Here is a 4,593-nt window from a genome sequence, read left to right as displayed (position 1 = left end):
CGGCCCGAGCCCGGCCCCCAGCCAGGATCCCGAGCGAGGCGGCCCGGACCTGCCCGTGCTGCCCGAGGGATGGCCGCTGGTTGCGCGGGTTGATCCGCCGGCCCCCGGCGAGGCGAGGCCGCGCGACATCATCGACGGCACCGGCTCGCGGCGAGGCCACGAGGACGTCGCCCCGGACCGCGGGTCGCCGGGCGCCACCCGCGGCGGCCCACAGGCACCGGGCGGTGGGGACTCCGCGGCGGCGGCGTTCGCGATGCTGGATGTGCTGTTCGTCCGGGCACCCGTCGGACTTGCCCTGCTCGACCGGGCCGGCCGGTTTGTTCGGGTCAACGAGGCACTCACCCGGTTGGATCGCCGCTCCGCCCGGGACCACCTGGGCCGCACCGTGTCCGAGGTGCTCGGCGACAGCGATTCCGAGCTCGACGCCCTGCTGGCCCGGGTGCTGCGCACCGGCGAGGCGGTGGTGGACCTGGAGGTGGGCGTCGCGGGCCCGGCCGGAACACCGCTGACCTGGCTGGCGAGCTGGTTCCCGGTGACCGATCCGCAGCTCGGTCCGGTGGGGGTGTCCTTCGTCGCGTTGGACGTCACGGGTCGGCAGATCGCCGATCGGGAACGGCTGCGGGCGCAGGCGCGCTACCGCGGGCTCGTCGATGCCGCCGGCGTGGATGTCTTCCACGCGACGGCCGACGGCGCCCTCGACGTCGACCTGCCCGGCTGGCGTTCCGCCACCGGCCAGCAGCCGGGGACGTTGGCCGGCAGCGGCTGGCTGTCCGGGGTGCATCCGGCCGACCGGGACCGGGTCGCGCGGCTGTGGCACGGGGCGATCGAGCGCGGCGAGGCCTTCGAGGCCGAATTCCGGATCTCCGCGCCGGCCGGCGTGGGCGGTGCCGAACGCGTCGTCACCGCCCGGGTGCTGCCGGTGTCCGGACCGGGATCCGCGGTGGATGCCGCCGGTGGGCAGGCGGCGGGCGGCATCGGTCCGGCGGGCGATGGACGGCCGGTCGAATGGCTCGGCGTGATCCGCGACCTCACCGGGGAACGGGCCGCCGAGGCGGCGCGGGCCGAGGCCGATCGGCGGACCGAGGCGGCCGTCGAACAGGCCGAGGCCGCCTCGCAGCGGGCCGAGGCCGGCGGACTGTTCTCCGTCGCGCTGGCCCGCGCCAGCACGGTCGACGAGGTCGTCGCGGCCATCCTCGACGTTGGCGGCCAGGCGGCGCGGGCGGCCGGGCGTGGGGTCGCGCTGGTCGACGACCGGCGCCTCGAGCTGCGTTTCGCTCACGCGAGCGGTGACGCGTCGCAGCGGCCCGGCTCCTGGCCGGATGTGGCACTGGGTGCGGTTCATCCCCTGGCCGAGGTGGTGCGGGGAGCCCGGCCCCTGTTCCTGGCCGACAGGGGGGAGCTGCTCGCTCGCTGGCCCGTCTCCGATCTTGCCGACGCCGCGGTGGCGGCGGGTGAGCAGGCGTGGGCCATGCTGCCGCTGGTCGCCCTCGACGACTCCGCGTTCGGCGTGGTGACCTTCGCCTTCCCGGCCCCGCGGACCTTCACCGCCGCGGATCGGGCCTACCTGAGTGGCCTCGCCGCGGCCGCCGCCCGCGCGCTGGAGCGGGCCCGGGCGCATGAGCGGCTCGTGACCGCTGCGGCGCAGGCGCAGGCGGCGATCACCACGACGAACGAGGAACGCGAGGCGCGGGAGCGCGCCGACCGGCGGCTGAGCCTGCTGGCCCGGACCACCGAGATCGTGACCTCGGCCGATGCTCCCGAAAGGTCCCTGAGCGCCGTCGCGGAGCTGATCGCGGCGGAGATCGCGGACCTGTGCGTGGTCCATCTGGTCACGGCCCGTCCGGCGCTCGTGCCCCCTGCGGGCCCGGTCGTTGACGGCGATGGGCAGCCCGCCGAGGCCGAGCCGGCCGGCCACCCCGAGCCGATGGGCGAGGCCGGCGCCGCCACCGAGGCCGGGCAGGTCGTCACGGACGGGCAGCTAGCTGCCCCGGAACTTCGGCCCCTGGTCGTCGCGGGTTCCGCCGCGGCCGGCGCCGTGCCCTCGACGGGCGCCTTGACCGCGGCGCTCGCCTCCCCGTCGAACCCGATCAGCCAGGTCGCGGCCCGCGGGGTCGGGGAGATCGTCAGCCACGCGGCGCTCGGCTGGGAGCCGCCGTCCGACCTCGCGCGCTGGATCCGTCAGGTCGGCGCGCACACGACGGCCGTGCTGCCCGTGGTGCGGGTCGGTCGGATCGCGGCCGTGTTCAGCTTGACCGCCGTCGGTGACCGGGCCCCGTTCGTCGAGGCAGACCTGGCCTTCCTGACCGAGCTCGCCGCGCGCGCCGGGGTCGCCCTGGAACGCATCGAGCGGGAGCGCAGCGCGCGTGACGGCGCGGCGGAGCTGCACGAGACCCTGCGTGGCGCGGCACCGACGGTGCCTGCGGGACTGCAGGCGGTATCGCGCTACCTGCCCGCCGGGGCCGAGGGGGACGCCGGCGGGGAGTGGTTCGACGTGATCGACCTCGGCGCGGGCCGGGCCGCCCTGGTGATCGGCGGGGTCCGGGGGCGGGGACTGCGCACGAGTGCCGCGATGGGCCAGCTTCGCGCCGCCGCGCGCGCCTGCGCCCGCCTCGACCTGCCACCCGGCGAGGTGCTGGCGTTGCTCGACGGCGTCGTCGCGGACATGCCGGGCCATGAGGTCGCAACCTGCATCTACGCGATCGCCGAGCTCGACACGGGCGTGCTCACGCTGGCGAGCGCCGGCCACCCGCCGCCCCTCGTGGTCGCCCCGGACGGTCTCGTCTCGCGCCTGTACATGGCGGTCGGCTCCCCGCTCGGTGAGGTCCGCCGGGATCCGGCCGGGCATGCCGACGTCACCGAGTACACCGTCCGGCTGGGCCGGGGATACCTCATCGCCCTGTTCACCGCGGGCCTGGTCCGAGGGGGTGGCCGCGACGTCGACGCCGGCGTCTCGGACCTCGCCGCCGTGCTGGCCCGCACCAGTGACGCACCCGCCGACAACCTCGACCTGCTGGCCACCGCGGCCTGCGTCGGGCTTGGCCGCGACGGCCAGCCGGCGCCCGCCGACGACGCCGCGGCGCTGCTGATCGCCCGACTGCCCGACGAACCGACCGCCGGGCCGGCACTGCTCGACGTCACCGTCGACGGGCCGACCGGGCTGCACGCCGTGCGGGCACAGTGCCGGCTCGTGTTGGAGAACGCCGGGCTGCCCGTCGAGATCATCGACACCGTCGTCCTGGTCCTGTCCGAGCTGACCAGCAACGCCGTGCGCCACGGCCGGCCGCCGTTGTCCGTGCGGCTGCGGCGGCTCGGTGACCGGGCCGTCGTCGAGGTCGCCGACGGCGGCGGCCGACTGCCCCGGCGCCGGCAGGCCTCGCCGGACGACGAAGCCGGGCGCGGACTCGACCTGGTCTCCCGGCTGGCCGTGCGGCACGGTTTTCGCCCGATCCCCGACGGCAAGGTGGTCTGGGCGGAGGTCGACCTGGTGGCTGCGCCGCCCGCCGATTCGGTCGTGCCGTGATCGGGCCGCCCGGCCGGGCGGCGCACGGCGAGTGTGTTGGGGCCGGGCCATCCTGGCAGCACCGGTCGGGCACATGTCGCGTAACGTGAGCGTCATGCCGGACGCGGTGCTGCGGCTCGACAATGTCAATGTCGTGCGGGATGGGTCGTACCTTCTGCGGAATGTGAGCTGGGAGGTGCGTCCCGGCCAACGATGGGTCGTCCTCGGCCCCAACGGCGCGGGAAAGACGACCCTTCTGCAGGTGGCCTCGGGCCGGCTGTTCCCGACCTCGGGCGCGGTCGACCTGTTCGGTCACCGGCTGGGCACGGTGAACCTCCTCGAGCTGCGCTACCGGGTCGGCGTCGTCAGCCCGGCGCTGGTCGAGACGCCGCCCCCGGACGAGCGGGTGCTCGACGCGGTGGTCACCGCCGGCTGGTCGGTGCTCGGTCGCGGCGACGAGCCGTATGACGACGTCGACCTCGCCCGCGCCGCCGGCCTGCTGGCCCAGTTCGGCTGCCGGGAGCTGCGGGACCGGCGGTTCGGGACGTTGTCCGAGGGCGAGCGTAAGCGGGTGCTGATCGCACGCTCGCTCATGAGCGACCCGGAGCTGCTCCTGCTCGACGAGCCCGCCTCCGGGCTTGATCTCGGAGCCCGTGAGGCGCTGCTGCGACGGCTGACCCGCTTCGCCGCCGACCCCGCGGCGCCCGTCAGCGTTCTCGTCAGCCACCACGTCGAGGAGATCCCGGTGGGGATCACGCACGCCCTGCTGGTGCGCGGCGGCCAGGTGCGGGCCGCGGGCCCGGCGGCAGAGGTGCTCACCGCGCCCCGACTGTCCGACTGCTTCGGGATTCCCCTCGACGTCAGCGTCGCCGCCGGGCGCTACACCGCTCGGCTGGCCGCCGGCCCGCCGCCTCGGCGACCGGTCTCCGTCGCCGTCTGAGCCTGCGCCCCGCCCGGCGCGCCCATTCGAGAACGCCCGTCCACCCCGAACATCGGCCCTGGGTCGACTGCGGCCCGTGGGCCGGCCGTCCGCGCTGCGCGTCAGGAGAGGTGGGGCCGGCCGTCGAGACGAGGGCAGCTGCGGCGGTGTGGGG

The 4,593-nt window shown here is 76.1% G+C and carries 2 protein-coding genes; both read left to right on the top strand.

The features are described 5' to 3' along the window. On the top strand, positions 1-3,520 hold a 3,520-nt coding region (locus NBZ83_RS30170; protein WP_261576317.1), incomplete at its 5' end, for a SpoIIE family protein phosphatase. Between the two features lie 94 nt (positions 3,521-3,614). Further along, positions 3,615-4,439, top strand: coding sequence for an ABC transporter ATP-binding protein (locus NBZ83_RS30165; RefSeq protein ID WP_261570618.1), 825 nt, complete (start codon positions 3,615-3,617; stop codon positions 4,437-4,439). The last annotated feature ends 154 nt before the right edge of the window (positions 4,440-4,593 follow it).

It is taken from the genome of Frankia gtarii (genome assembly GCF_025403375.1).
Classification (GTDB): Bacteria; Actinomycetota; Actinomycetes; order Frankiales; family Frankiaceae; genus Frankia; species Frankia gtarii.
This window is presented reverse-complemented; position numbering and strand designations above follow the sequence as displayed.

Excerpts from the sequence above, each read along its gene's own strand:
- NBZ83_RS30165 (WP_261570618.1), top strand. The coding sequence starts at position 3,615 with ATGCCGGACGCGGTGCTGCGGCTCGACAATGTCAATGTCGTGCGGGAT.